General features: G+C 36.7%; 29 protein-coding genes. 16 read left to right on the forward strand and 13 right to left on the reverse strand.

Annotation, left to right across the window (positions count from 1 at the left end):
• Nucleotides 1-13 precede the first annotated feature (13 nt).
• On the forward strand, nt 14-1282 hold the full coding sequence (locus EHQ43_RS04510; protein ID WP_135770228.1) for a lysophospholipid acyltransferase family protein: 1269 nt from the start codon (nt 14-16) through the stop codon (nt 1280-1282).
• On the opposite strand, the gene EHQ43_RS04515 is transcribed toward EHQ43_RS04510, so the two are convergent.
• The gene (locus EHQ43_RS04515) at nt 1279-2706 is read right to left on the reverse strand and encodes an OmpA family protein (protein ID WP_135739928.1); all 1428 of its coding nucleotides are present in this window, start codon (nt 2704-2706) and stop codon (nt 1279-1281) included. The genes EHQ43_RS04510 and EHQ43_RS04515 overlap by 4 nt on opposite strands.
• Before the next feature lie 109 nt (nt 2707-2815).
• Between EHQ43_RS04515 and EHQ43_RS04520 the strand changes: the two genes are divergently transcribed.
• Nucleotides 2816-3727 (forward strand): phosphate ABC transporter substrate-binding protein, encoded by a 912-nt coding sequence (locus EHQ43_RS04520; RefSeq protein ID WP_135739927.1) that lies wholly within the window; start codon nt 2816-2818, stop codon nt 3725-3727.
• 227 nt (nt 3728-3954) lie between these two features.
• Here the strand turns inward: EHQ43_RS04520 and EHQ43_RS04525 are convergent, their stop codons facing one another.
• The 4 genes from EHQ43_RS04525 to EHQ43_RS04540 are packed head-to-tail and all read right to left on the reverse strand — an operon-like array spanning nt 3955 to nt 7108.
• On the reverse strand, nt 3955-5448 hold the full coding sequence (locus EHQ43_RS04525; protein WP_135770229.1) for an adenylate/guanylate cyclase domain-containing protein: 1494 nt from the start codon (nt 5446-5448) through the stop codon (nt 3955-3957).
• On the reverse strand, nt 5445-5957 hold the full coding sequence (gene hpt / locus EHQ43_RS04530; protein WP_135739925.1) for a hypoxanthine phosphoribosyltransferase: 513 nt from the start codon (nt 5955-5957) through the stop codon (nt 5445-5447). Before hpt ends, EHQ43_RS04525 begins: the two co-directional genes overlap by 4 nt.
• Nucleotides 5954-6466 (reverse strand): SixA phosphatase family protein, encoded by a 513-nt coding sequence (locus tag EHQ43_RS04535; protein ID WP_135739924.1) that lies wholly within the window; start codon nt 6464-6466, stop codon nt 5954-5956. Before EHQ43_RS04535 ends, hpt begins: the two co-directional genes overlap by 4 nt.
• A gap of 45 nt (nt 6467-6511) precedes the next feature.
• The gene (locus EHQ43_RS04540; RefSeq protein ID WP_135739923.1) at nt 6512-7108 is read right to left on the reverse strand and encodes a response regulator transcription factor; all 597 of its coding nucleotides are present in this window, start codon (nt 7106-7108) and stop codon (nt 6512-6514) included.
• Between the two features lie 120 nt (nt 7109-7228).
• On the opposite strand from EHQ43_RS04540, the gene EHQ43_RS04545 reads away from it, so the two are divergent.
• A complete protein-coding gene (locus EHQ43_RS04545) occupies nt 7229-9547 on the forward strand; it encodes a hybrid sensor histidine kinase/response regulator (RefSeq protein ID WP_476737592.1) in 2319 nt (772 codons plus the stop codon).
• Here EHQ43_RS04545 and EHQ43_RS04550 read toward each other — a convergent pair.
• The 4 genes from EHQ43_RS04550 to EHQ43_RS04565 all read right to left on the reverse strand — a co-directional run bounded on the left by EHQ43_RS04550 (nt 9539) and on the right by EHQ43_RS04565 (nt 13406).
• Nucleotides 9539-10114, reverse strand: a complete 576-nt coding sequence (locus EHQ43_RS04550) for a DUF1569 domain-containing protein (protein WP_135770231.1) — start codon at nt 10112-10114, stop codon at nt 9539-9541. The genes EHQ43_RS04545 and EHQ43_RS04550 overlap by 9 nt on opposite strands.
• Before the next feature lies 1 nt (nt 10115).
• Nucleotides 10116-10853, reverse strand: a complete 738-nt coding sequence (locus EHQ43_RS04555) for a TerC family protein (RefSeq protein ID WP_135739920.1) — start codon at nt 10851-10853, stop codon at nt 10116-10118.
• A gap of 39 nt (nt 10854-10892) precedes the next feature.
• A complete protein-coding gene (locus EHQ43_RS04560; RefSeq protein WP_135770232.1) occupies nt 10893-12365 on the reverse strand; it encodes a hypothetical protein in 1473 nt (490 codons plus the stop codon).
• 102 nt (nt 12366-12467) lie between these two features.
• Entirely contained in the window at nt 12468-13406 is a 939-nt protein-coding gene (locus EHQ43_RS04565; protein ID WP_135753381.1) for an RluA family pseudouridine synthase, read from the reverse strand.
• A gap of 56 nt (nt 13407-13462) precedes the next feature.
• On the opposite strand from EHQ43_RS04565, the gene loa22 reads away from it, so the two are divergent.
• The 7 genes from loa22 to EHQ43_RS04600 all read left to right on the forward strand — a co-directional run bounded on the left by loa22 (nt 13463) and on the right by EHQ43_RS04600 (nt 17380).
• Complete coding sequence (gene loa22, locus EHQ43_RS04570; RefSeq protein ID WP_208730924.1) at nt 13463-14032, forward strand: OmpA family outer membrane lipoprotein Loa22; 570 nt, start codon at nt 13463-13465, stop codon at nt 14030-14032.
• A 147-nt stretch (nt 14033-14179) separates the two neighbouring features.
• The gene (locus EHQ43_RS04575; RefSeq protein WP_135770233.1) at nt 14180-14719 is read left to right on the forward strand and encodes a TetR/AcrR family transcriptional regulator; all 540 of its coding nucleotides are present in this window, start codon (nt 14180-14182) and stop codon (nt 14717-14719) included.
• A gap of 111 nt (nt 14720-14830) precedes the next feature.
• Nucleotides 14831-15250, forward strand: a complete 420-nt coding sequence (locus tag EHQ43_RS04580) for a hypothetical protein (protein ID WP_135770234.1) — start codon at nt 14831-14833, stop codon at nt 15248-15250.
• 146 nt (nt 15251-15396) lie between these two features.
• Nucleotides 15397-15861, forward strand: a complete 465-nt coding sequence (locus tag EHQ43_RS04585) for a DUF1801 domain-containing protein (RefSeq protein WP_135770235.1) — start codon at nt 15397-15399, stop codon at nt 15859-15861.
• A gap of 122 nt (nt 15862-15983) precedes the next feature.
• Nucleotides 15984-16340, forward strand: a complete 357-nt coding sequence (locus EHQ43_RS04590; protein ID WP_135770236.1) for a DUF3147 family protein — start codon at nt 15984-15986, stop codon at nt 16338-16340.
• A gap of 57 nt (nt 16341-16397) precedes the next feature.
• Entirely contained in the window at nt 16398-16862 is a 465-nt protein-coding gene (locus EHQ43_RS04595) for a hypothetical protein (protein WP_135770237.1), read from the forward strand.
• A 119-nt stretch (nt 16863-16981) separates the two neighbouring features.
• Nucleotides 16982-17380 (forward strand): DUF3703 domain-containing protein, encoded by a 399-nt coding sequence (locus tag EHQ43_RS04600; RefSeq protein ID WP_135770238.1) that lies wholly within the window; start codon nt 16982-16984, stop codon nt 17378-17380.
• A gap of 77 nt (nt 17381-17457) precedes the next feature.
• Here EHQ43_RS04600 and EHQ43_RS04605 read toward each other — a convergent pair whose 3' ends face one another.
• Complete coding sequence (locus tag EHQ43_RS04605) at nt 17458-18054, reverse strand: class I SAM-dependent methyltransferase (RefSeq protein ID WP_135770239.1); 597 nt, start codon at nt 18052-18054, stop codon at nt 17458-17460.
• Nucleotides 18055-18152: 98 nt separating this feature from the next.
• Between EHQ43_RS04605 and EHQ43_RS04610 the strand changes: the two genes are divergently transcribed.
• Nucleotides 18153-19766 (forward strand): fumarate hydratase, encoded by a 1614-nt coding sequence (locus tag EHQ43_RS04610; protein ID WP_135770240.1) that lies wholly within the window; start codon nt 18153-18155, stop codon nt 19764-19766.
• A gap of 231 nt (nt 19767-19997) precedes the next feature.
• On the forward strand, nt 19998-20945 hold the full coding sequence (locus EHQ43_RS04615; protein WP_135770241.1) for an SH3 domain-containing protein: 948 nt from the start codon (nt 19998-20000) through the stop codon (nt 20943-20945).
• Between the two features lie 167 nt (nt 20946-21112).
• On the opposite strand, the gene EHQ43_RS04620 is transcribed toward EHQ43_RS04615, so the two are convergent.
• Nucleotides 21113-21796: a glycosyl hydrolase family 18 protein gene (locus EHQ43_RS04620; RefSeq protein WP_244242637.1), complete on the reverse strand. Its 684-nt coding sequence runs from the start codon at nt 21794-21796 to the stop codon at nt 21113-21115.
• A gap of 436 nt (nt 21797-22232) precedes the next feature.
• On the opposite strand from EHQ43_RS04620, the gene tsaA reads away from it, so the two are divergent.
• The 3 genes from tsaA to EHQ43_RS04635 all read left to right on the forward strand — a co-directional run bounded on the left by tsaA (nt 22233) and on the right by EHQ43_RS04635 (nt 23905).
• A complete protein-coding gene (tsaA, locus tag EHQ43_RS04625; protein WP_135739906.1) occupies nt 22233-22688 on the forward strand; it encodes a tRNA (N6-threonylcarbamoyladenosine(37)-N6)-methyltransferase TrmO in 456 nt (151 codons plus the stop codon).
• Between the two features lie 5 nt (nt 22689-22693).
• Nucleotides 22694-23422 (forward strand): class I SAM-dependent methyltransferase, encoded by a 729-nt coding sequence (locus EHQ43_RS04630; protein WP_135770243.1) that lies wholly within the window; start codon nt 22694-22696, stop codon nt 23420-23422.
• An 84-nt stretch (nt 23423-23506) separates the two neighbouring features.
• Nucleotides 23507-23905, forward strand: a complete 399-nt coding sequence (locus EHQ43_RS04635) for an SRPBCC domain-containing protein (protein ID WP_135739904.1) — start codon at nt 23507-23509, stop codon at nt 23903-23905.
• A gap of 27 nt (nt 23906-23932) precedes the next feature.
• Here the strand turns inward: EHQ43_RS04635 and fumC are convergent, their stop codons facing one another.
• On the reverse strand, nt 23933-25321 hold the full coding sequence (fumC, locus tag EHQ43_RS04640) for a class II fumarate hydratase (RefSeq protein ID WP_135739903.1): 1389 nt from the start codon (nt 25319-25321) through the stop codon (nt 23933-23935).
• Nucleotides 25322-25442: 121 nt separating this feature from the next.
• Nucleotides 25443-25775, reverse strand: a complete 333-nt coding sequence (locus EHQ43_RS04645; RefSeq protein ID WP_208730932.1) for a DUF2878 family protein — start codon at nt 25773-25775, stop codon at nt 25443-25445.
• Nucleotides 25776-25936: 161 nt separating this feature from the next.
• Here EHQ43_RS04645 and EHQ43_RS04650 point away from each other — a divergent pair, with 161 nt between their 5' ends.
• A complete protein-coding gene (locus EHQ43_RS04650; protein WP_135770244.1) occupies nt 25937-26377 on the forward strand; it encodes an AAA family ATPase in 441 nt (146 codons plus the stop codon).
• Nucleotides 26378-26413 lie beyond the last annotated feature (36 nt).

The raw sequence follows: 26413 nt of genomic DNA on the forward strand, positions 1-26413 counted from the left end.
AATAGACAGTTTTATGAAAGATACTTTTATCGCTCCTCGTTTTGAATTTCCTGTAGCCTTGGGATTGGATTTGGGATTTCCCATTCTCACAAAACTTTTGTTTAACTTAGATGGAGTGGTTATACCAAAAGAAGATGAACAACGTTTGAAAGAAACAAAAAACAAACGAGTTGTGTATCTTTTTAACCAACCTACAGAAATCGAATCCATTATCGCATACCAAGTTGCCAATACCATTGGCACACGTTTTCATTTTATGGCATCACGCAGTATTTTCAATTGGGGTTTCGGTATTGTTGGAGAGCTGATCAAAAGGGTTGGTGCCTATTCTGTTTTACATGGAAGTTCCAATCGTAAAATGATACGCACCACTAAACGGATATTATCCGATAAAGAAGGGAAACTTGTGATGTATCCAGAAGGGATTATGTCAGGAGAGAATGATAACTTGGTTTCTTTTTTGCCAAGTACGGCTCAACTCATTTATTGGGGTTTGGAAGAAGCCAAAAAAAAGGATCCAAATGCTGAAATGTTTGTGCAACCCACATTTGTGAAATATAAAATTTCGGGCACTCGTGATTCGATTCTCCGAGACATAGAAACTTCATTATCTCGAATTGAACGTAAGTTAAAATTATACCCTGGTGGAAGGACAATCCTAAGGCGATTTTTGACTGTGGGTCGTGTGATGTTGGAAGAAACCGAGTTTGAACTTGGGATACCAAGATCTGCAATTGACGGCAAGGATTTTGACTACCGATTGGGGAGAGCAAGGCATACTGCACTCAATCTCGCAGGCCAAATACTAAATTTAAAATTCCGAGATTCAGACAATGCCATTCAAAAAATCAGAATTTTATTCCATACATTAGATCGAATTGAGGCTGGAATTCCCTTGGAATCTACCCCCAAACACCTAACAGACCAAAATGTACGACGTGCCAAACAATTGGTAGAGACAGCGTATGCCTTTCTCGTCACCCAACCTAAAAGCCTTATCCAATGGCCATCTGCAGAGCGTCTGATGGAATGGATTTGTAGTTTCGAACGGCATATCTTTGGCAAATCAGAAGTGAGAGCAAAAAAAGCCTATGTCTATGCCTCTTCAGCTATCCCTCTGACTTCCTATTTTCAAAAATACCAAACAAATAAAAAAGACAGCTGTCACTTGTTACTTGGTGATATTCGCAAAGAGATGGAAAAACTATTGGATCGAGGGAAAAAGGAAAGTGAACCTTTGGTTCCTCCTTATTCAGTTGGTCTCGATTTACAAATCGGTTAATCAAGAACCAAAGTAATTTCTACCCTTCTGTTTTTATGTCGATTTTCTTCTGTATCGTTCGGTGCTATAGGAAACTCGTCTGCATACCCTCGAAAGGAGATATGTTTTTCGTCCATTTTATGATTGTCGACTAAAGAATGTAATACGGACTTCGCTCGTTCTTCGGATAATTTCTGATTGTATTCTTTTTTTCCAATATTGTCTGTGTGACCAGAAACTCGTATTTCCCGGTCAGGGTATTTTTTTAAGATCTCAGCAATTTTTGCTACAGCAGATTCCGCATCAGATTTTAATTTGCTATCATTAAAATCAAAAAGAATGGAATCCAATGAAAACACAATTCCATCGTCTGTGGTACGAACCTTCACAGGTAATTGTTCGGCAATTTGATTTGGGTCATCTGGTCGTAAATTTGGCTCTAATGTTTCATTTGTTTCTGGGGGTGAACCTTGGGTGTTAGTGTTTTCTTGAATTCCCGATGTTTCTGGTCGTTGTATTCCAAGAAGTTTATCATTTGGAAATAATTTTCCTGGATTTTGTTTTCTTTGGATGCGTCTACCATTGGGAAGACCATCCTTCGTATATCCTACAATCAAATCATTTAAGATGTCTTCACGAATGGATTCTTTATCTTTGGCATTCACGTGGTTTCTTAAAAAATAAACACCTTTTACAAAAAAGTTAGCTTCTTGTACCGTCCCATTTGGATAAATAAATGTATAAGAAAGTTTAACTTCTTTGAATTCAGGAACTCCTCGTTCTGCATTAAAAAAAACAGTTCCAGTTGCAAAACCAAATATCTTATAAGGTACGTTAGGCGCCATTTTTTCTGATTCTGGTTTCGCATAAAAAATTGGATAGGTATAAGTAATTTTTTCACAATTGCCAGAATAGTTACCTTCTTTCCATGGAAATATTCCCTGAAATGTATACTCTGGTGTGACCTTCACACGGATACGTTCCGATGAAAAATCAAATGATTCCTCCGCAGGTAGTTTCCAAACATCTCCGACTGATACAGGTGAATCAGGAAAGGAAGGAAAACTTCGAAGGTTTGGCATAATGAATTCGTTCGGGACTTCATACCGACCATTTCGAAACAAAGTAAAATCGGAAACAAATTCCTTATCTTTCCAAAATGGGCCAGATGTTTTGCCATACCGAAGGTATGTATCAAACCATGCATTCACCAAACAGGAGTCTTGTGAGCATTGTTTGGTTTTCATTACTACTCGATTTTTGTCTTCACGTTCGACGGTTTTTGTACCAACTCGAAACAGAACTTCATGGTATTCGTTCAGTTCCAAAACTTGGTTTGAGGCCCATTTCCAATGGAATTTTGTTGTACCAACTGGGACTGCTAACAAATCCAGATATGGTAGAATTGTAATAAAACAAATCAGTAGGAATCTGCTCTTAGTCATCACTTAGCAAAGATCGGGGATTTTTAATAAAAACTGAGGGGAGAATTGGAAAAAACGAAGGGTTTTTGCGATTGACGGAGGATTGAATTTGGGCTTTACCTGAATTACGATGAAAAACCTCTCTCTGCTTTTTTACATTTTGATTACAATCAACTTTGTCGCTTGTAAGGACAAACAAACTTTAAAAGTAGCTGGTTCTGAGACAATGAACAGCATGATGCGATTTTTAGGCACAGAATACGAAAAGGCAAACTCAAATATTCGTGTAACAGTCGAAGGTGGTGGTTCAGAAGCAGGGATTGACCGTCTCCGAAAAGGAGAAATTGACATGGCAGTTTCTTCAAGGGCACTCAACGAAGCTGAATTTGACGATCTAAGAAAAACAGGAAACTTGGAAATTGTAAGATTGGCATATGATGGTGTTGCACTGGTTGTGAATTCCAAAAACCCTGTCACAAAGTTAAATTTGATACAAACTTCAGATATATTTGCTGGGAAAATTAAAAACTGGAAAGAAGTGGGTGGTTCCGACGCACCGATCTCGATAGTGATTCGTAATGATAAATCTGGAACCCAAGACTATTTCCAAAATCACATTTTAAAACGAAAGGATTTAGGTTCTAATGAATTTGCAAAGTTTAAAACCAATGTTTTTTCACCAAGTGCCAAAATCGTAAAAGATAATGCAGAAATGGCAAAATTCATACAAGAAAATCCAAATAGCATAGGTTATATGGGAATGGGTTCTGCTTTAGTTGATCACAAAGATAAATTAAAGGCACTGGATTATGCCAAAAATGCGCAAGACCCTTATGTGGCACCTTCCGTTCGAAATGTATATGATCGCAAATATAAACTTGCGCGTGAATTGTTTATGATTTATAAAACAGACCAAGGGGATAAAATTGATGCATTTGTTACTTACCTTACAAGTGAAGAGGGACAAGTAGCAGTTTTACAATCTGGTTATTTAAGAGCTTCATTGCCGGAAGTAGAAGTTTCAGCTGAACCTGTGAAGTAGGGTGAGACCGATTCCAATTATCTATAGCAGAACATAAAATATATAATTGTTATTCTTCTGAAGGATAACAATTATATGCGGAAGATGCATATTATAGTGAAATTACAAAATCCGTTTTTTCAGCAAATTAACTTCATTCGTTGCAAATGTTTGAACGATACTCGGAGAAAATGAAACGGTAGATTGTTTTGTTAAAAATCAAAATCTAAATCTAAGATTCAAATTTATCATTTATTGAAGAGTTGTTTCCACATGGGTGGGGATTTCAACTTATTTCGGCTGAGTTGGAAAACTGGAACCGGTGTTCCGACTCCTTTCAAAGTTGCTTTTTGTTTGCGAAAAAAATAACCATGTTGTTTGACTAGGTCTTCAGATCCAGTGGCATTCCAAACAGTTTCGCTGAGCCATACTTCACCTGATTTGGCAAGGCCTTGCACGCGGGCTGCTATATTCACGGATTGGCCAAAATAATCGAGGCGTTCATCATTGACAACTGCCAAAGCAGACCCTTCGTTGAGTCCCACTTTCAAACCAATTTCATAGCCTTCTTTTTTCCACTCTAGATTCATGGATTCAATTCGTTGCATCATTTCGAGGGCTGCAAGAAGTCCTTCAGTTGGTGTGGAAAACGTTGCCATAATCGCATCACCCATAGTTTTAACAATAGCACCTTTGAACTTTCGCACAATCTCTGTTAGGATACGGAAGTGTTCTTGTACTAATTTATAAGCAAGGATATCACCCGCTGTGTCATACATTTCCGTTGAACCTTTAAGATCAGTAAACATGATTGTAAGTGATTTTACATTTAAGTTTAAATCGGGAGATAGTTTTTGGATGCGAAATAAATCACGGAATGATTGGTTGTTTAACAACATTTTAGCAGTTAAAAAAGAATGGCGAACAGTTGGGAATGAGTTGGCAATCCTCTCAATTTCTTTTGGATTCGGAGTTAAAACATTCAGTCCTACTTGGAACCGAGTTCGGTTGTGAATGGTAAAATGGTGATGGCCTTCAGGAATCGATACAGCATCTGGTTTCATTCCGCTTTCCATCAAATCCACTAAGTAAACTTGATTAGAATGAGGAAGGTTTGGGTCCACGGAAAACAAACACATTGTATTTCGATCGATGCTGACAAACTGAATGAGATGGCCTTGTAATTCACCGTATTTTGCATCAAACTCGAAAGTATAGGAATCATCTATATCAAGTTTCGCATAATCTCGAATCGATGATTGGATCCATGTTTTTAGTTCATTTGATTTATCAAAATTTTCTGAAAAAAAATAACGGAAGTAGTTGGTTACGTCAACAAAAGGATCGATATGATTTTTTTGTAATGATGGGTGTATTTGAAAGGCAACTTCCACCTGGTCATCGAGTAGAGTAGGCACAACGATATTACAAGAAACACAATGGAATTCTTTTCCTTCGATATCGTCGAGTTTATGGTGGCTATGTACGATTCCTCCACACATTGGACAAATCAAATTATAGGCAAAATCAAATAGTCCCACCTTTGCCGCATGCACAAAAAAATCTACTGAATCATTTTCGCTTAAACTATGTTCGGCGGCAAATTTCAAAGGATTGATCCGGAGTAATTTCCAATCATCAGAATGGTTTACATAATTTTCCGCTATTTGTAATATCTTTGAGTTTAAAACGGGAAAGGATCTCAGGGTGTCAAATTTTTGTTTGATGATAGAATCTTTCAATCTGTACCTTCTAACTTCGCAACGTAAGGTAAATTACGATATTTACCTTTGAAATCTAATCCATACCCCACAAGGAAATCATCTTCGATGATAAAACCTGGGTAATCGACAAGGATATGAGGATTAGCCTTTTGTTGTTTCCAGAAAAGAGCAGCCACTTTGAGATCCTTAGGTTTTTGTTTTTGGACTTCTAAAAGAAGGTATTCCAAAGTTTTTCCAGTATCCACGATGTCTTCGACTAACAAAACAGATTTATTATGGACTGATTTTTTTAGTTCTTTTGTAATTTTGAATTCTCCAGAAGTAGTCCCATCACCATAGGAAGATGCCGCCATAAAATCCACTTCGTGGGGGATGGCAATACTCCTACAAAGATCAGCTGTAAAGATAAACCCTCCGTTGAGAATTCCAATGACAACCAAATCTTTACTCAAAAAATCTCTAGAGATTTCGCGTGCCAATTCTTCCACGCGGTGATGGATACGTTCTTCTGAATATAAAGGTTTCATTCTTTTCCTATTTGCCCAGGGATCCAGAATACTACTAATTGGCAACTTCCCCAACTAAGATTTTTCCAAGTATCTTCAGAAAAACTAAGTCCTAAAAAGGAAGCGGTCGGGAATTTATGAAATATGGATTGGTCCTTGTCACCCAAAAGAAGGGCAGAACCAAAGGACTCTAATCCAGGATTGTGTCCAACGAGGCAAACGGAACGGGTACTTGCAGCAAGCCCATGTAATACAAATAACAAATCTTCTTGATCCGCATCGTATATTGATTCTCGGATTTCAGGTTTGGGAAATCTAAGGATTTCCTTTCGTAGAGAAGCATAGGTTTTCAATGTTCGTTCGGCTGGCGAGACCAAACATTGGTCAAATTCAAATCGACTTTCTTTGAGATAATCCCGTAAGGCTTTGGATTGTTCTTTTCCCCTGCGGGACAAGGAACGATCTAAATCTGTCTCGTATGGCTCGTCCCATTCAGACTTAGCATGTCTGAGTAAATAGATATGTTTCATACATATAGATTAGTCTAAACATATGACTTAGAAATCACGAAATCGCTATTTTTGTATTTCTTTTTCGTATTTAGAAATGAGTTCGTTGTTGTTTTTACAGGAAAACTTTGTCCTCATTTGGTTTAAGTGGTATTCCACTGTTTTTCTTGATTTTTGGATCCTGTCAGCCACTTCGTTTTGGGAAAGTCCTTGGACGAGAAGGTTTAGGATTTCCATTTGGAATGGTGAAAACGGAAGTTGGACTTTGCTCACACCATCCGAGACAAAGGAGCCACCTTTCATCACAAGTTGAATGACTTCTGGTAGTTTTGAGATGGGATCTGATTTGAGCATGTAACCATCTGCCTTCGATTTAAGAGCATCTTCCACATACACACGGCTTCCATGTAAGGAAAAAATGATGACTTTGGTAGGTTGGTGTTTTTCTTTGATTTCTCTTAAAACATCGATTCCGTTTCGGTCTGGAAGATCAATATCGAGGACTAATAAATCGATGGGATTTGATTCAATGAATTGAAACAAATCAGCGGCCGTTCGAAATTCTCCGGCAAGAGAAAAGAAAGGATTGGATTTCAGAATAGATATGATTCCTTCAGTGACAACGGAATGGTCTTCTAAGATGGCAATTTTAACGGATTCCACAGCCTTATGATTTTCAGCGTCTCCATCTCATCTATCCAAAAATCTTTTTCTGACTTAGTAAAATTTTGTCGTTATCCCTTAATTTTCGTCTTTTCCCTTTTGGTCTCTCTCTCGTGCCACTTGGAAGTTTCCCCAACCTTACTCGCGAAAGATGGTGTTTTGGACGCTAGTTCGGTCGATTTATCACAGGAAGCGGTGAACTTGATTGGAAAATGGGAATTTCATTGGAATGAATTTTTAGATCCAAATGAAACTTCACGAACCAATATATCATACCTCCAAGTTGGTGTTCCGTGGTTTTCTCAAGTCAATGAAGATGGAGATGACTATCCCAGTTTCGGGTATGCCACATATCGTCTAACTATTTTATTACCAAAAAAAAATAAAGAGAGGGAGACTTACGCACTACTAATACCAGTGCTTCACAGCGCATATAAAATTTACGCCAATGGTAAGTTAGTTGCTGAGAATGGAGTGATTGGAAAAAATATTGAAACACACAAACCATCTTTTCATACCAAAATTGTTCCTTTGTTAGACCTGGAACAAAATATAGATTTGGTAATTCATATTTCCAACTTTTCTCATAAATATGCAGGCATTCATGGAATTATTCAGTTTGGAAAGTTAGATAAAATAATCCAAGTATGGAATGGGTATCATTCAGCCACATGTATCATTTTGATATTTATGGGTCTACTATCCATCTATCATGCGTTAGTTTATTTGATCAATCGATCAGAAAAAAATGCGCTAAGAATGTCATTTGTTTATTTAGGAATATTGATTCTAAGTGCTACCTTAACTGAAACGAGAATTTTATTTAATTTTTTATCAGATGAGTATTGTATTCCATTATTCCGATTATCACGGTTAGGATTTGTCATTGTTCTATTTTTTGGAGGAAGCGTTTTGCTAAATTTGGCACAAATGCGAATCTTCAAAAAAATGTTAATTTTACTTAAAGTTTACTCATTAACATTTTTTTTAGTTTCACTATTGACTCCTGTAAAACATTTAGCGCTTGTTAGTTATTATTTTGAATTTTTTTCAGTCATTTTTGTCATCATGGGTTTGTTTTCGGTTTCACTTGCTCTCTACTTCCAAAGAAAAGAAAGTAAGTTATATTTTTTCAGTTTGTTTCTTGCTGTCATTGGCGGAGTGATCGATGTAATTCTGATATCGAATCCAAATATTGGATTTAGGCCAATGGGACTAATTTCATTATATTTATTTATTTTTCCGCAAACATTGGGTGTCACCTTTGGTCTTGTAAGAGTCTACAAACGATCTGAGTTAATTTCAAAAGAACTCTACAAAAGAAAAGAAGCACTCGAAAAAAAAGTAAAAGCTCGTACAACAGAATTAGAGAAAGCAAATCGTTGGAAGGCTAACTTTGTTTCATTAATTTCGCATGACTTACGTTCGCCGCTCAATAGTGTGAATCAAATTTTGGACGTAATCGATTTTAGTTTTAGCGAAACTTCCGAAGAAGAAAAAAAGAAATTTTTAGGAATTTGTAAATCAGGCGTAGCACAATCTTTAAAAATGTTGGAACAACTTCTTGACGTGAGTCGTTTTGATGCTATTGGAACGAAACTTATCCAAACCAAATTTTCCGTGAATGAATTGTTAAATGAAATCATTGAATCAGTTGAACCTCTCGCAACTCTCAAAGGCATCCGAATCCAAAAAGATACACCGATCGAAGCAGAAATTATAGCGGACCGAACTCTTATCGGCGAAGTTTTTAAAAACATTCTTACGAATGCAATTAAGTATTCGAATCTCAATTCTGAAGTTTGGGTAGGAGTTTCCTTTAAGGGTAAATGGCTGAGTGTTGAAATCCGAGACCGTGGACTCGGAATGAGCGAAGAACAAATCCATAAGCTAACCGGTGAAGAAAATATCAAAAGTACCCCAGGTACTGCAGGTGAAAGAGGGACTGGTCTTGGGTTACAACTTTGTATGAATATTCTAGAAGCTCACTTTGGAAAATTAAGAATCAAATCGGTTCTTGGTGTTGGTTCTTCTTTTGAAATTTCTCTGTCGAAAAGTACTAAATCAGTATTACTCGTCGATGATTCGGGTAATTTCAGGTCTGATTTAGCGGAAGTTATGCGAAGAAACCAATGGATTGTAATCGAAGCTGGGAATGGAGAAGAAGCACTTTCTCATTTATCTAGGATCACACCTACGCTCATCATCACAGATTTACATATGCCTGGTATGAATGGAATCTCTCTCATTCATGAATGGGAAGGAAAAAGAAAACAAAACCAAAAAATCCCAATCATTCTCATCAGTTCCGATGCTCCTTTGTCAGGAGGAAATTCTTTTTTAGAAGAGGAAGGATTGGAAACAATCGTATCCGCTTACCTATCGAAAATGTACAAAGCCGAAGATCTATGTGAACAGATTGAAATGATCTTAATGTAATAACCTTTCCATATGATTTTTGATATGAAGTGTGTGTGCTAGATCATATTCTTCTTTGGTTAATTCTCCATAAGCAAAATGCGGGCGAAGTGAAGATTCGGATGTTTTTTCAAACAATTCAATCGCTTGTATAAGGCGTTTTGCACCAACTTTTACTTCTGTTTGGTTGCTGATCTCTTCGGCACCAGGGATGGGTTCTTCCAATCCATGATTCATTTTGTTTTTAAATGCAAAAACGGAAAATGCTATTTTTCCAATGGATCCGCGAAAGAGAGAAGACTTCATTTCAGGATATCCGTTGATCGAAAACTCGATACTTTGAGCACAATGTGATAATACTTTTCCTGGAGACCAATTTCCAGCTAACTTTAGTTCGGTTGGTTTCGTGAGCAAATTGATGACTAAGGTATGGTAGTCTTTTAAAAATTCTGCTTCGAGCCAGGGAGACACAATCAAATCTTTGTTTTCTATTTCTTTCTCTTTTTCTTTGTTGGACTCACCATATAATGGAAGTTGTGCGACTGCAAGTGTGAGAGTGGATCGTTTGATAAATTCTTTACGTTTCATTTTATTTTCCTCTTAAAGCAATAGGTTTTTCGGATTTGGTTCGTAACTTCATGTTTAAAAATTCAACGATCACTGAAAAACACATCGCAAAGTAGATATACCCTTTTGGGATATGCAGTTCTAATCCTTCCCCAAGTAAGGCAACACCAATCAAAATCAAAAAACTAAGTGCAAGGATTTTGATTGTCGGATGGCGGTCTACAAAGTCCGAAATACTACCACTTGATAATAACATAAATCCAACTGATAAAACGACAGCTGCGATCATAATCCCTAATTTATCTGTCATACCCACGGCCGTGATGACGGAATCCAAAGAAAAAACGACGTCTAAAATCAAAATTTGTACGATCACTTGCATAAATGAAATTTGTTTTTTAGATTCATCGCTGATCGAAGTTTCACCTTCCAGCTTATGATGGATTTCTGTTGTTGATTTTGCGATGAGAAATAAACCACCGAGTATCAAAATGATATCTCTTCCGCTAATCGTATGCTCCAAAATTGTAAATAGTGGCGTTGTGAGTTTCATAATAAAGGAAAGGGAAAAAAGAAGTAAAATTCGTGTTCCCATGGCTAAGAACAGTCCAATTTGCCTTGCTTGTTTTTGTTTGGATTTTGGTAACCGAGAAGAAAGGATCGAGATAAAGATGATGTTATCAATCCCCAAAACGATTTCCAAAGCAGTTAACGTGAGAAGGGCAAGCCAAAGGGAAGGATCGGAAAACAGTTCTATCATAACCTGTCCTAAACTGCTCGAAGGAAAACTGGAATCAATTCAATTCTTAGGTTTCGTATTTCGTTGATCTGAATTTCTTTGAAAAAAATACCAACCTTCACATTCTTTCACCAGTTCTACTCCCTTCCATATTTCCAAATTTTCTTTTGAATCCGTGACTCCCCAAACGAAGGAAGAAAAGGAAAGGTTATTGGATTCGCCATCCCAACTGGTATTTGCCACCCAAGGGTAATATGTTCCGTCTTTTGTGAAAGGAACAAGAGTCCATTTTTGATTGGAAAAGGCATAAATATATTTGATCGGCCAATAGGTGGCGGCTCCAACAATGTGCGGGTTAAATGCCTCCAAACATGTAAGTCGGTTCGTACGTCTAGACTCACCTGTTTTGATTTTTGTGATCAAATCCGAATGAATCGAAAGATAAAAGATAAAAAGTCCAACCAAAATTAAGACCGGAATGATTTTTCGAAACCAAGGAAAAAGTTCGATACTTCGAAATAAAAAATACAACGTACCAAAAGGAAGTATATACAAATATCGTATGTTAGGTTCTATTTGGAATCCGTATAGGAAAACCATCGTAAAAAATGGTGATAGGAAAAATAGAAACTCTTTTCCAATGTTTTTTTTTGAAATGTGAAAGATTGAGAGAATAAAAAAAAGGAATCCAAAAACAAGGTAACGTTCCCACCAAACGTTGATGAATGGATTTTTGGTACTTGAAATTAAAATTCCATCAAAACTTTGGATTGGATTTTGAAATAATAATGTGAGTAAAATTTTTAGTTTTGGGATCAATTCAAAACTTTCTGTCCCAATTGTGCCAATTCCAAAAGTCCGAAACCCTTTTGTAATCAATTTTGCAATGAAAAATCCTAACAATGTTGAACCAATTGGAATGATGATTTTCCATCGCAATCGAACCAAACCATATAAGAATAGAAAGGGAGCAAGATTCACAAAAAACCAATACTCCGATATCCAAATCATTGTCATAAGGAACAAAAACCGAATTTGTTTTGGGAACTCTTTGTTCTCATCATTCCATCTTTCAATTTCCATCAATGCCCAAGCTGCCAAGATGAATGTCATACCATGAAAACTTGGAAAATAAAACTGACCGAGTTGGTTTGGATCAAGGCCTGCGAGAATTAAAAATCCTAAAGAGGTTAGGGTTGAAAGTGAATTGGATAGCCCGAGAGATTTCGCAAAAATAAAAGGTAATAGAAAAACAAAAAATCCATACACTAGATGGAAAGAATACACCGATCCTGTGAGGGGATAAAGTAGGATGCATATCATTCCATCTGGAAATAAAGTGGTACTTGGTGGTAAGTTCCAACCACTTACTTTCCCATTCCAAACATCTTTGGCAAACAAGTAGGGATACAATACATCACTATCCGTCCCCTCTCCCAAATGGTTCTCATAGATCACATCGTAAAACAGATGGAAGCTGGCAAAAAGAACCAAAAGGAAAAAGAAAGGTTTGAACCAACGGATTTGTTTCACGATTTCTTACAATCCATTAGGAATCACTGGTGATCGAATGTGATTGATTCATTGTTAATAAACGCGTATTCGATGCCGTTTCCATTTTTGAATTTCCAAATTTTAATAACTAGGGCATTTTCGTTCAAATATCTTAAATCGTTCTGGGAACTCAAGTTCCACAACAATCCGTTTGTCAGGAACAAAGGGATGAGGGAAATCTAATTTTTTAGCAAAGAGTAAAAGTCCATACTGAGTGTAATCTTTTGCGGATCTTGAGTACAAACTGTCCCCAACCACAGGGCATCCTACTTTTGCCATATGAACACGAATTTGGTGGGTACGACCCGTTTCTAATCCCAACTTCATCAAACTAAACTTACGACCCGTTTGGGTTTGGACAATTTTTTCTGTTTTGTAATGGGTGATGGCCATACGTCCATCTTCTCTGACACACATCTTCACTCGTTCTACGGGATGACGACCTATTGGCATATTGATGGTCCCTTCTGCTTCCACAGGTGCTTGTAAGACCCAAGCATAATAGGTTTTGTCAACAAGCCTATCTTGGAAGAGTTTTGATAATGCGGCATGAGCACGATCAGTTTTGGCAATGATGAGAACCCCTTCTGTGGGTTTGTCCAAACGATGGACAATTCCTGGACGGCGTTCTCCACCTGTCCCCGATAGGTTCTTAAATTGGTGGAGGAGTCCATTCACAAGGGAAGGGGAATCGTCTCCAGGACCACTGTGGCACGCAATCCCTGCTTTTTTATGGATCACCATAAATTCATCTTCATCATACAAAACAGGGATATCCATGGGGATTGGTTCCAATCGAGAAGGGGGTCTTGCGATGACATCCACCACATACTCTTCTCCTAAGGCCACCTTATAGCCGTTTTTATGGACAACTTGGTCCTTTGTTTTGTTTGTCACAAAGCCAGAATCGATCCATTTTTGAACGGTGGAACGACTAAGATCGTCGCCAGCGTTATCTTTTAGGAAAACGTCTAAGCGACTTTGGTCATAATCTTCGGAAACGGTTACAAATATTTGCATTTTCGGTTGTTATCTAATGAAAAGAACTAAACTATGGAAACATTAAGGTAGGTCAACTGATGAAAAAAGGATTTTTTTTAAGCCTCATCCTCCTCGTAGGTCTTTCTATTTCATTAACGAATTGTTCGTCTTCTGAAGAAAAAGAAACTCCAAAAGAAACGTCCACAACTACGGACAACACAACCGCAGTTTCTTCGAGAGATCTCAATGGAGCTCTTTTGGACGAAATCAACGTAGCACTCAAAGACTACCGTTACCCAGATGGCGTTCGTCGCAGAGGATTTAGCTACAAACAAGCAGATATCCAAGCAGAAGATTTCAAAACTTGGGCAAAAGACAATGTTGCTTATATCAAAGACGCTCTTGCAAAACTTCCTGATAGCTATGCAATCGAAATCACAGGGCATGCAGATGCATCTGGTCCTGAAGAAGCAGAAGGTGCTAAAAAAGGAAATGGATACTACTCACAAATCCGTTCTGATGCTGTAAAGGCTGCACTTGTAAAACAAGGGATCCCTGCGGAAAGAATCGTGACAAAAGCAGCTGGTTCTTCTAAACCAATCTCTGGTTTTGATGAAAAAGACGCGATCAACCGTCGTGTGACTTTCCAAGTTGTTTCTAAATAAGAAATTCGATTTTCTTACCTAGAGACCTTTCTCTAATAAAAGCCCACCAGTTTTGGTGGGTTTTTTTATGCTGTTTTAGTTGTTGCGTCTTCAAAATTTTAACTTAATGTAAAACCACATTCAGGAATTCATTTAACATTCACTTTCATGCCAGCAACAAGAAACATTTGGATCGTTAAAGGTTACGAAATGGTAGCCATCGATGGATTTGATCATTTGAAAATTGAAAGGTTAGCCAAAGCTGTTGGAAAACCGAAATCTTCTTTTTATTTTTTGTTCATTGATTTGGAAAATTTCACAAAACAAATGATTGAATTCCATTTGAACCAATGCATTCAGATGGCAAAAAAAGAAGCCAATGCCAATTCCATTGATCCTGAACTCATAAATATCATTATTGAACATAAAATTGACTTGTTATTTCACAAACAAATTAGGATTCATCGGAACAATCCTTCTTATCTTGAATTGATTGAAACTACCGATTCGATCGTAACAATTCCATTCTTAAATGTTTGGAAAAAAGATTTGGGAATAGAACTAACTGAAATTCAAATGAAAGGAATGTTCTCTTTAGCATTGGAAAACTTTTATATTCAAATTCATTCTGATAATTTAAACGAGTCTTGGCTCAAAAATTATTTTGCGAATTTAAAAACAACGATTCTAAATTTAACTTCACTATAATTTACTGTACGGATACGTACATCGATTCTTTTGTTCTCAATATGAATTTGATTGTGAATTTCTTACTTCATAACTCATGTGAAGGTATTAAAAGAGAACTAGGTAATCGTGATGACTCAAAAATTTCACAAATTCTATTTAAAGGTTACATCCATTGTAATCGCATCGTTTGCTCCCATATTTTTTTTGGGAACCATGCAGGAAACATCTGAACTTGCAAGATTTACATTGGATCTACTGAGCTGGCCAATTGATGGACATACAACGTATGCTTCACCAGATACAAAATTTTTGTCTGCTTTAACAGGTGGATTTTTATTAGGTTGGGGAGTGACAGTTTGGATGTTGGCAGTCTTGGTTTATGATAAGGCACCCGAGGAAGTTAGAAAAGCAGTTTTATTTGGTTTGCTTTCTTGGTTTGTTTTGGATAGTGCGGGTTCTATAACATCCGGGAATCCATCAAACGCATTGTTTAATGGAATCGTTTTACTGATTGGAGTAGGTCCTTTGTGGATTCCTGCTAAAAAATAATCCTAAATTCCTTCCCTACTATTGAATGTTAGGGAAGGATACAACCTCACAAATAATAATGTATCAATTTTCAGCCAGATCATTTTTCTAATGCATCGAATGAAAATTTCTTTCCGAAACAATGTCATTTTGTTTATCCTTCTCTCGTGGCATCATCGATAGAAGAATATATTGAAACCCTTTCAGAAGAAAGAAAAACCGTTTTTTTAAAACTTCGTAAGGTCATTCAAAAAAATCTCCCGAAAGGTTTTGAAGAAACTTTCCAATACAATATGATTGGTTATGTGGTGCCAAAAAAAATGTACCCGGCGGGTTATCATGTCACACCTGAGCTTGCATTACCATTCCTCCATATTGCTTCTCAAAAGAATGGCCTTGCCCTCTACCATATGGGAATTTATTCCGATCCAAAATTACTCCAATGGTTCCAAACGGAATACCCAAAACATAGCAAAACCAAATTGGATATGGGGAAAAGTTGTATTCGATTCAAAAAAATAGAAGAGATTCCTTGGAAATTGATTGGTGAATTAGTCAGTAAAATGGGTCCTAAGGAATGGATTTCATTGTATGAAAAGAATCTTCCGAAGTCGAAAGAGAAGGCAAAGTAGGAACATTAAATTCAAATAGTAGTATTTCTTGTACACCTTGCAATAGATTGGTGAGAATCAAATAAGCAAATAAATCAGCTTAACTTAAGTAACAGGATAGGAAGTTCAGGGAGAAATCATTTATGTATTACATCATTTTCAAATACCTGATCACAGCAGCCCTTGTTGTCCTCATCTCCGAAGTCGCAAAACGAAATGACCGATTGGGGAGCCTCATTGCATCCCTTCCACTCGTTACCATTCTAACACTAATTTGGTTGAAAGTTGAAAATGCATCAGATCAAAAAATTTCAAACCATGCCTATTATACGTTTTGGTTTGTAATTCCTACCTTACCGATGTTTTTGGTATTTCCAAAACTGAATCAACTAATTGGTTTTTATATGGCTCTTTTTGTCAGTATCATTCTTACATTTGTTTTGTTTTACTTATTCCAATTGGTCCTCGGTCGATTAGGGATTCAAATGTTTTCATCATGAGGCAATCTGAAAATACTAAGTTTGACTTGGAATCTGTCCAACTTGAGTCTAAGTCATATGGAAATAGAATTTTATACAAAATGGGAAAAGGACTCAAATTTAATCACCACAAGGTTAACAGGTCCAATCTCGGAAGCAGATGCAACCGCTTGGGCAAAGGATCTGACGCAAGTGTTACAAGCGCTACCAGAAGGCACTAAATTCAAAATATTCGTCAACTTTTTTGGACTGAATCCAAGTTCAGTCAATGCGCATAAATCTTATCGAAATGTGATGCCACTTCTTTTAAGTGAGTATGGTTGGAGGATAGGTTATTTGGATTTATTTGAAGAGGCCAATGGTTTAAAAATAACATCAGAAAAAGGGATTCAATGTTATGCGGCAGTTCATTGTCATCAGGATAGCTACAAAATACAAGAATATGAAAAACGATTCGGAAAAGAGAATGAACATTTTTATGATGATCCAATTGTATCAGAGGAGTGGATTCGAAATTTTAAAATGTTAGACCCTGTTAGGTGAAGCATACTTTGGAATTTCTTATTTAAAACATTGAAAAATTGCTAGAATTTTCATGATGATCCGTCTACAGTAGTTTGAATTTTGGAATGTTAGGAATCCAAGGCACGAGAGGGACCATCATGAAACTAAATTTAAAAATGCCAAATGATTTGAAGTTTGCTTATCAAAACGAACTAAAAAAATACAAAGAAGCTTTAGCACATAATAACGATTCGTTGGCATGGCATCATTTGGAGCGAGCCCATATCATTGGACAATACCATCCAGTTTCACATACGGGTGTTCATTTCCGGATGTTCGTTTTTGGAATCAGAAAGTTCGATATAAATGAAATTTTAGGACAATTTGTGCGAATGAGTTTTGGTTGGATTGGGAGTCTATTCAATAGGATCCCAGTGGGAAATACTGGCAGTGCAACTGTACCTATTTTTGCTCCCATGCCGATTCCAGAAGATCTAAAATCTCTATTATGGAATGCGGACACAGAAGCAAAAGGATTATCTGGCTTTAAACATTAAACGATTTTTCTCATGCCTCAATCATTCTGAAGCTCAAAGATTCGCCTAATATTCAATAGGCGACTTTGCTCAATTTGTTATTTTTCAGCTACTAAAAGAAATAACGATGCGTCCTCATTCATAAATACTTTTTTCTCTTCCAAAATGGTAGAAGACGATACCTTTCGGAATCCAATTTTTATGAATAATTCCTGTAAGTCTTTCTGATTAAAGCCATTGTGAACTTTTGGATGGGATACTTTTTGATTTTTGTCAAAGTCCACAACAAAAAGTTTTCCACCTGGTTTGAGTAAATCATACAGAAACCTTAGTATTTTTTCTGTATCGGGTATATGCAATAATACAAGTGACAAAAGAATTTCATCCACTGGCAAAAACTTTGAACCGGTCAAATCACCTGTGGCCATCGTATTTGCATTTTGAATCCCATTCGCTTTGATCTTGGACTGTAACACTTCTAACATTACAGGGGAGTCATCGACAAAAATTACTTCTTGGTAATGTTCGGTAAGTGGGATCCCGAGAAGGCCTGTCCCACATCCAAAATCAAGAAGGGTTTTTTTTGTGCCAAGTGACAAAGTTGGATTTAATTTTTCTAAAATGCGTCGAGCAAGTTGGATTCTCTCTGCCGTATCATATTGATTTGCAATTTGATTGAAAACATTTGGTTCCATTTGGAATCAGCAAAACACAATCCACTCTTATTGTCGTGAAAAATTCATTTACGAAAGAAGGATTCCTAAGAGATTAGAAGTACAAAATAGAGGTTTCTATGCCAGAATTCTTTTACGCCGATCCATTCCCACTCACTCAAGATACAACCGAATACAAACTTTTGACAAAAGATTATGTCAGTACAGTCCCCTTTGGCGATAAAGAAATTTTGAAAGTGGAACCAGAAGGCCTCACCTTCCTTGCAGAAAAGGCGATGGAGGATGTTTCCTTTTATCTACGAACGGCCCATTTGGAAAAGGTGCGTAAAATTTTAGATGATCCAGAAGCAACACCAAACGATCGTTTTGTGGCTATGGCACTTCTTAAGAATGCAGTAATTGCTGCTGATAAACAATTACCATCCTGCCAAGACACTGGGACAGGCATTGTTATGGCAAAAAAGGGAGAGTATGTCATTACAGGTGGTGATGATGCACAAGCTCTTTCCAAAGGAATTTATAATACTTATGTGAACCGAAATTTGCGTTATTCACAAGTGGTTCCTTTGACTATGTATGAAGAGGTAAACTCTGGATCCAATTTGCCTGCTCAAATTGATATATATTCCACACCTGGTGATAAATATAGTTTTCTCTTTTTAGCGAAAGGTGGTGGTTCAGCGAACAAAACCTATCTCTTCCAAGAAACAAAAGCACTTCTTAATCCAACATCCCTTGAAAAGTTTATTGCAGACAAAGTATCCAATTTGGGAACAGCAGCATGTCCTCCTTACCATATCGCGGTTGTCATTGGTGGGACTTCAGCAGAAGCCAATTTAAAGACCGTAAAACTTGCGTCAGCTGGGTATTTAGACCATTTACCAACAAAAGGAGATAAGTTTGGTTCCGCATTTCGAGATACAGAACTCGAAGCAAAAATGTTGTTAGCGGCTCAAAAATCTGGGATAGGTGCACAGTTTGGTGGAAAATATTTAGCACATGATTTTAAAGTGATTCGCCTTCCACGTCACGGAGCTTCATGTCCCGTTGGACTTGGTGTGAGTTGCAGTGCTGATCGAAACATCAAAGCAAAGATTACAAAAGATGGAATCTATTTAGAAAAACTCGAATACGATCCAGCCAAATTTTTACCAACCATAGATGAAGTGGATTCCAATACTGAATCAGTTCACATTGATCTAAACCAACCTATGCCAGAGATTTTAAAAGTGCTGACCAAATATCCGGTGAAAACTCGGGTGATGCTTAGCGGTCGTTTGGTGGTTGCTCGTGATATCGCCCATGCCAAACTCAAAGAAAAATTGGACAAAGGAGAACCACTTCCTGAATATTTTAAAAACCATCCGGTGTACTATGCAGGCCCTGCGAAAACTCCTGAAGGTATGCCATCTGGTTCCTTCGGACCAACCACTGCTGGACGTATGGATATTTATGTTCCAGTTTTCCAAGAGAAGGGATTTTCGATGATCACTCTTGCGAAAGGCAATCGTTCCAAAGTTGTAACAGATAGCTGCAAAAAAAATGGAGGGTTTTATCTGGGATCGATAGGTGGCCCTGCGGCATTACTTGCAAAGGAAAACATCAAAAAGGTGGAAGTTTTGGATTTTCCTGAACTTGGAATGGAAGCCGTATGGTCTATCGATGTGGAAAATTTCCCTGCCTTTATCGTCGTTGATGATAAGGGAAATGATTTTTTCCAGATGTTGAATTAGTGTTATACTTCAAACCTAAGGAAGTGACATTCATTGGTCAATGTGTGTCACTTCCATCTATGTCGCGAATACGACAAAAAAATACGCTTTCGTTTTTATAATATCATTCGTTTGCTAAAAAGTTCTTAAAATCTGGCTTTCCAAAAGGAATGATTTACATTAACATTACTTTGTCGTAGAAAGAAGCAGAGTTTAGAAGACGTTAATTCTTCACAAGAGGTTGGAGTAAATATGAAAGTTATCGATCGAGTTGGAATCATTAAAAAATTTGGAATTTTTTTATTTTCACTCTCTCTATTAAATGGAACAAATTTTTCTAAGAATATTGATCCAACAGAATGTCCGAAACAATACAACTGTTTGACGACATTTATTTCACCTGGTTCGATAATACCTGGACTTGAATTAGATTTATCTCTTATCAAAGTAGATCCCCCTACACCTTTAGACAAAGTTACGTTACCTTTAGATAAAAACGGAAAATTCATCGAAGTCAAAGTTGATAAAAATGTTTTTTATTATAAAGCATTTTGGAAAGGGAAAGAAATTTTAATAAGTCAATTTGATTTAGATATTAATAAAAGATTACGTACACTTAGTAACAAAATAGTTCAGCTAATATCAGAACCTAGTCCCAAAGCTTCCATTTTGACAATCATTCCAAAAAATATTCTTTTAGAAGTCATCGAAAATACAAATCCATTAACCGCCAATGTCGGATATGTGAAAGTCAATTATAATGATACAGTAGGTTGGGTGAATCGTACTTCGTTAAGCGATGATGAATATGATATTCGATATTATAAAAAAAATCTCCAAGAACTGGTCTTTCCTTATGCGTTCAATGTCAAAGATGACAATTTAGCTACTGAATTTAAAATTATAGGAAAAGGATTTATTGTCACTGATTGTAAAGTTGGTGAATTTGATTGTTCAGCCACTTACAGAATGGGTGAGTCAAGTTTTGGAATGCCAGAAGAAGCAGTATACTTTGATTTAAGTGTAAGTGATGGAAAACAATATATTTGTGAAATGCGAAGAGTCGACTTTGTTGGAGAATTACAAAGAGTGATCGATGAGCATATTACAGAAAATGAATTGGATCCATTTATCAACTGCAATCTCAAGGAAGGAGAAATGGAAGAAAACACATCTGATGAATCAATGGAAACGGAATGAAATTGATTCCTGGTTGATTCATCGCATATCTTTTTTGATTTTCAATCTATCCTCTTTTTCGTGTGTATTTCCATATTCTAAATTTTCCATTTTTTGGATGATGCGCAAATCAAATTGGGATTAGTTACCAAAGTCAGTATTATATTTGAAGAGAATTTTGAAATCTATTATTGATTCAAATACATTGTTGCAAATTCTTCTCTCCAATAAGCGATTCCAGCATATCCTTGTTCGGTGCTAATCTTTTCCCAGTGTTTTAGGAAGTGAGCAGTTGGTAAGTATATAACTTCACCATTATGTTTGATGATTGAATAGTCTGATCTTGAACTTTGAAATTCAGGAGTAACAATCCAATTCTGAATGGGAACTACTTTTCCAAATTTTCCCGATTTGGTTTTTGCATATCCATATAAAGGAAGTCCTAAATATATTTTTTGACGAATCGATGCGATGGGTATTTCAAATGGTAACTTTTTCTTATGAAGTTTCTTTTCGATCTCACTTAGATTTGATTCAATCCAATTTGATGTGGAAATGGGACCAGGTTTGGTCCTTGGACTATGTTCATCATAGAACATGAATATCCAGTTATCAGAACAACTGTACAATTTTGCTAAATCATAATAACCATGTTGGTCTGGGTGGTTTGGTGGAAATAATGCTAAGTGGAACTGAAGATTTGAATCTTTTGTTTTAATGAGCTTGTGAATGGAACAAACAAAATTAGTATAAGAATCTTTGGATTGTTTTGCACCGAACTCAGCGTCCAAGACAAGACCTTTGGTTGTTGGATTTGTTTTAAGTAACAAGGTGATGGAATGATAGAATTGATTTTCAAAGGTCGGATTCATTGGCTCGTTCCAAACGGAAAAGGAAGGCACAATCATCAAGAATGATGATTTGGGTATTATTTCTTTTGTTAGTTCGATTTTTCCATTTTTTTCCAATCTTCCTGAAACAAAAATGGGGATTCTGTTGTGGGTTGCTAGTGAATCAATTTTACTCGTGAAAAAGTAATCGAATGAGTCTTGAGATAAATTTAGGTTCTTTGGTTCCGCTGTGAGCAGGAAAATAAGAGGATAAAGAAATATAAATAAACAGTATTGGAAAATGTCCCTTTGAAACAAAAAAAATTCCTTGATTTGGTTTGTGTTTTGTCTCATCCAAACATATAAGACGGCCGTTAGGTGTGCATCAATATATTCATTTTTCTTTTTTCACTCAATTATTTTTTGAAGTGAAAAAAACGTATAGAATTTTTTCTGGAATCATGGGTGGTAAAGATAGATGAAAATTGAATTAAAACCTGTTGCATTTGTGCGAAATGTAAGAACGAAGCCAATCGATGATGAATGGTCTAGCGTTGTCAGCCACATCATACTGGCTCCTGATATTCCACATTCAGCATTACAGGGAATTAAGGAATTTTCGCATTTGGAAATTATCTATTATTTTGATCAGGTAATAAAACAAGAAATTGTTTATGAAAACCATCCTCGTGGGAATACAAACTATCCAAAAGTTGGTATTTTTGCTCAAAGAAAAAAGGATCGTCCAAATCAACTGGGAATTTGCACAGTTGAGTTAATTCAACTAGATGGCAATCAATTAACAGTAAAGTATCTTGATGCTATCGATGGAACACCTGTTTTAGACATAAAGCCTGTTCTGCGAGAATTTGAACCGCAGTCTTCCATTCGGCAACCAGAATGGGCAACGGATCTCATGAAACATTATTGGTAATTGGTATGACAACTAAAAAACATTACGAATCACATTTAGGAAATTTTTATACGTGGATGTTAGGTGATTGGGAAAAAAAATCCCAAGAGTTTAAATCGTTTTTAATACAAAAGAATTTAATTCCTAAATTCAGCAAAAAAGCAATCGATATGGGAGCTGGCAATGGAATGCAAGCAATCCCATTAGCAGAATTGGGATATGAAGTAACAGCAATTGATTTCAATCCACAATTACTGAGTGAGTTAAATCAAAATGTTAAAAACAGATCATTGCCAATGCAACTAGTCGATGGCGAGATTACAAATTTTTCCTTATGGAAAGACATTAATCCTGAGTTAATTCTTTGTTGTGGTGATACAATTTCACATTTGGATTCCTTTGAAGAAATCAAAGCATGGATGGAACAATGTTATACCAGATTATTGCCAAGAGGTAAATTCATTTTATCTTTTCGAGATTATTCTAAAACTCTTCAGGATCAGGAACGCTTTATACCAGTAAAGTCTGATGAGAATCGGATTCATACTTGTTTACTTGATTTTTCAGACAAAAACATTTTGGTGACTGATTTACTGTATGAAAAAATAAATGGAGATTGGCAAATGAGTGTTAGTTCTTATCGAAAAGTTAGAATTACTGTTGCCATCATTCACAACTATTTAAAAGAAATTGGATTTCGTGTTGATGTATCAGAAGAATTCCAAAGAATGAATTTAGTCGTTGCAACAAAATGAATTGATTGTTTTAGAAACAATCTGTATTGCTTGAATGTTTTAACTATAAAATTAACTAAACTAATATTCAATTGGTAAATTAAAATGTGTAAAACGATTAAACAAAAAGTTAAGTTTAAAGATTCTCCTAGAATCATATACCAATGGATGACTGATTCAAAGAAAGTAACTGCACTAACTGGTGAGACTGCTGTGATCAGCCAGAAGATTGGTGGCCCATTTACGACTATGTCAGGAAAAGTATCTGGCATCATCGTTGACCTGGAACCAGCGAAGAGAATTGTGCAAGCTTGGCGAAGAAATGATTTTCCTGAAGGAATTTTTTCTATGGCATCATTTACGTTCAATGAAACTAGCGATGGTGGGACAGAATTGATTCTGACACACCGAGGAGTTCCAAAAGAGCTAATCACGGATGTTGAAGGAAGTTGGAGGAAAAACTTTTGGAACAAGATTCAGAAGAAAGCTTTTACCTTGAAATAAAATTTACAAAAAAAAATTAGCAGGTCTTTAAATCATATCCTTCGGGTTTACCCATTTTTCAAATTCCTCTGTTGTTAGAAAACCTAGCTTAACGCCTGCTTCTTTCAAACTTAGATTCTCCTTATACGCCAGTTTGGCGATCTTTGCAGCTTTATCATAACCGATATGTGGGTTAAGTGCCGTCACTAACATTAGTGAGTTTTCCAAATTGGTTTTGATTTTCTCCAGATTTGGTTCGATTCCTTCTGCACAATGAATGGCAAAGGAACGACAACCATCAGATAACAAACGGATTGAGTTGAGAACATTGTTTATGATGAGGGGTTTAAAGACATTCAATTCAAAATTTCCCGATGCTCCACCGATTGTGACTGCAACATCATTACCAATCACTTGCGCACAGACCATAGTGAGTGCCTCGGATTGAGTTGGATTCACTTTTCCTGGCATGATGGAAGACCCAGGTTCATTTTCTGGGATTCGGATTTCGGCGATTCCAGATCTCGGTCCAGAAGACAACCAACGTACATCATTTGCAATTTTCATCAGAGAACTCGCAATGGTTTTTAAAACTCCACTCACTTCCACTAACGAATCATTGGCGGCCAATGCTTCAAACTTATTGGGAGCTGTGACAAAAGGAATTCCTGTCTCTTCTGATATGGCTTTTGCCACGTTTACTGAAAAATTTGGATGAGTATTGAGTCCAGTTCCTACCGCCGTTCCACCTAATGCCAGTCTGTAAATAGAAGGTAGGACATGACCGATCCGATCTAGGCTGTAAGATAACTGCTGGGCATATCCAGAAAACTCCTGACCTAATGTGATAGGAGTGGCATCTTGCAAATGTGTTCTTCCAATTTTAATGATGTCTTGGAATAACTTTGATTTTTCTTTGAGGATTGATTCAAGGAGTTTGAGACTTGGGATAAGGTTTTTGTGAATTGATTCTGCTGCGGCTATGTGCATAGCAGTTGGAAACACATCATTGGAACTTTGTCCTTTGTTGGCATCATCGTTGGGATGAATCGGGGATTTTGAACCAAGTGTACTTCCAAAAATTTCATTGGCTCGGTTGGCAATTACTTCGTTCGCATTCATATTGGTTTGTGTACCAGATCCTGTTTGCCAAACAGAAAGAGGGAAATGGTCATCTAACAAACCATCAATGACTTCTTGTGCCGCTCTTAGGATCAGATCTTTTTTGGATTCTTCAAGTAAGCCAAGTTCTGCATTGGTGATAGCAGATGTTTTTTTGACAATTCCCAAAGCTCGAATCAATTCTCGGGGAAATTGGTCCTTTCCGATTTGAAAGTAGTGTAATGATCGCTCAGTTTGTGCTCCCCAATAACGAGATGATTCAACTTCGATTTCTCCCATGGAGTCGGTTTCGATTCTGGTTTTTTTTGGTTCCATGATTTGTTTCCTATCGTTGGATTCTGATCAGTCAAAATTAGATAGATTTAATAAGTGAAAAAGATTGATGAAGTCGATCTACTTCTCAGTGGATACCCACCGAGAAGATTTGATGAGAAAATTAACTTGGTTGGTAAAAAGCCAAATAGGCTGCAAGGAGACCTAAAAGTGGAAATACGAACCAAAGAATTTTTGCTGCTTTCGCATTTTTATAAGCGAGAGTGAGAAGTCCACCAAACGCAAGCCAGATGACAATCTTTAATATGATCCAAACAGGTAGAGCAGAGTGAGAGATATCACGGAACTTCATAAGTCCAAACCCAGCTACCAAAATCAAAACCAAACCTACACCATGGGAAATAGCAACAAAGGCTTTGAATTTGTTTTCTGATTTTTTTCCGCCGTTAATGGAATAGAGTGTGACTCCACCTAAAGATAAAAATAAAAGATACATTCCGAAAATATGGATGAGTTTATACGCTTCGTATGACACAAAAGCCTCCTTTCAATCACACAATTCTTTCAAAACTTCGTTTTCCTTGCGAGAGTTTTCTCTAATAATTTTCGAGAAAAAGAACTAGGAATTCGGATTGGATTTGGGAATCTAACCATGTTATGGAGACAGATCCAAACTCTTATCGGCCCTCCCCACCCAATCAAAAGACATTGCTGCTCTTGCGAGGCATTCCTGGTTCTGGAAAATCCACATTTGCAAACCAAATTGCTAGTACAAACGGAGCACCCATTTTTTCTATTGATTCTTATTTTGAAAATGAAAAGGGTGAGTACAATTTTGATTTTTCTAAAAATCATTTGGCATACAAAGAATGTGAATCCAAAACAAAACTAGCATTAGAAAAAGGGATTCCATTTATCATTGTGGATAACACATTCACTTTAGAATGGGAATTAAAACCTTACGAAGATTTAGCGAAGAAATTTGGTTATCTATGTTTTGTAGTCACAGTAGAAAACAGACATGGTGGGAAAAATGTTCATCAAATTCCAGAGGGACAAATTGAGAAGATGAAGGCAAAGTTTAAAGTGGTTTTGTAATGAATTAGGGTAGGATGTTTATTAAGAGACGATGAT

The organism is Leptospira bouyouniensis (genome assembly GCF_004769525.1).
Classification (GTDB): domain Bacteria; phylum Spirochaetota; class Leptospiria; order Leptospirales; family Leptospiraceae; genus Leptospira_A; species Leptospira_A bouyouniensis.